Below are 1,633 nucleotides of genomic sequence, written 5' to 3' on the forward strand. Positions count from 1 at the left end.
TTACGGGAGGGGCGTGAATATCAAAGCATGTTTGCATGAGGCGCTGGGGCACCCCATGCAACACGTAATTGGGACATAGCCTTTTTTATGGCCGCTGTCCAGGGATACGGCCTTGCATAAAACCGGGCATATTCTCGCCACCGCGCTTAACAAAGGGGCGGTGGAGGCCTAACATGGCGGGATGTTTTTTTAGTCAGGACAAATGGATATGTCTGGGTTGAAAAAGGATCTCGGGCTCTGGCAGGGGATGGGGCTGCTCGCTACCTCGCTGCTCGGCACCGGGATCTTCGTGGTACCGGCGACTGCCGCCTCGCTGGCGGGTGGGGCCTCGCTCTGGGCCTGGTTGCTGCTGATTGCGCTGGTGCTGCCCATCGCCTTTACCTTCGCTCGCCTCGGTCGTCGCTATCCCCATGCGGGCGGCGCGCCGCACCTGATTGGTCTCGCCTTTGGCAACGGCGCCGAGCGCTTCTCCGCCTTCCTGTTTCTGGCGGTGCTGCCGGTGGGCCTGCCTGCCGCCCTGATGATTGCCGCCGGCTTCTGGCACGCCCTGTTCGAGATGGGGGAGTGGACCCTCTGGGCCATCCAGCTGCTCACCCTGCTCGGGGTATTCTTGCTGGGGCTGCGCGGAGCGCGCTCCTCCGGCAACCTGCAGCTGTTGATAGCTCTGGCTATTCTGGGGCTCACCCTGCTGATCTGGTTCAAGGGGGAGGTGAGCTGGCGCGATGCGGCCCGGCCGCTGCCGAGCGCGGACGAGTGGCCCGCCATGGCTACGGCGCTGGCGGTGATGTTCTGGTGTTTCGTCGGGCTGGAAGCCTTCGCCCACATGGGGGAGGAGTTCAAGCGGCCGGAGCGGGACTACCCCATCGCCCTGCTTGGCGGGGTGCTGCTGGCGGGGCTCATCTACTGGATCCACTCGCTGGTGGTGCTCAAATACGGCCTCTACGGCGATGAGGCGAAGAACGCCACCGCGATCCCCTCCCTGCTGGCGCTGCTGTTCGGCCCCACCGCCAAGTGGCTGGTGGCTGTGCTCGGCTACCTCTCCTGTTTTGCCAGCATCAACATCTACATTCAGGGCTTTGCCCGGCTGATCTGGAGCATGGCGCGGGAAGGCAAGCTGCCTGCCTCGCTGGCCCAGCTCACCGCGCGCGGCGCACCGCTGCGGGCGCTTACTCTGGTGCTCGCCATCTGTCTGCTCTGCATCACCCTGATCATCTGGCTGCGACTGCCGCTCGATGAGCTGATCCGCTACGCCAACGGCAATTTCGTGCTGGTCTACCTGCTCTGCATGGCGGCGGGCTGGCGCCTGCTCGGCGGGCTGGGCAAGGGGCTGGCGGGGATAAGCGTGCTGCTCTGCTCTCTGGTGCTGGTGGCGCTCGCCACTCAGGTGCTCTATGCGGTGGTGCTGAGTCTTGGCTACGGCGGCTTCTCGTTGTGGCGGCGTCATCTGCGCCGTAGCCGTCAGCAGGATGCGCTCCCGCTGGCGAAGTAACGTCTCCCCGATGGTCGAAGAAATGAGAAAGCCCTGATGTTCAGGGCTTTTTGATTGGCTATGTCCCAATTACGTGTTGAAAGGCTAAGCTTGAAGTAGGCCATCACCTTGAGGTCTACCATCATGGATACCCCAGCCTTTCAA

At 63.2% G+C, this 1,633-nt stretch carries 1 protein-coding gene; it reads left to right on the forward strand.

Going from position 1 to position 1,633, the window contains the following annotated elements; translation table 11 throughout:
* Positions 1-208: 208 nt before the first annotated feature.
* Positions 209-1,489, forward strand: coding sequence for an L-methionine/branched-chain amino acid transporter (gene yjeH / locus ACW5W8_RS23605; protein ID WP_498630852.1), 1,281 nt, complete (start codon positions 209-211; stop codon positions 1,487-1,489).
* Positions 1,490-1,633 lie beyond the last annotated feature (144 nt).

This window comes from Aeromonas aquatilis (assembly GCF_054052405.1).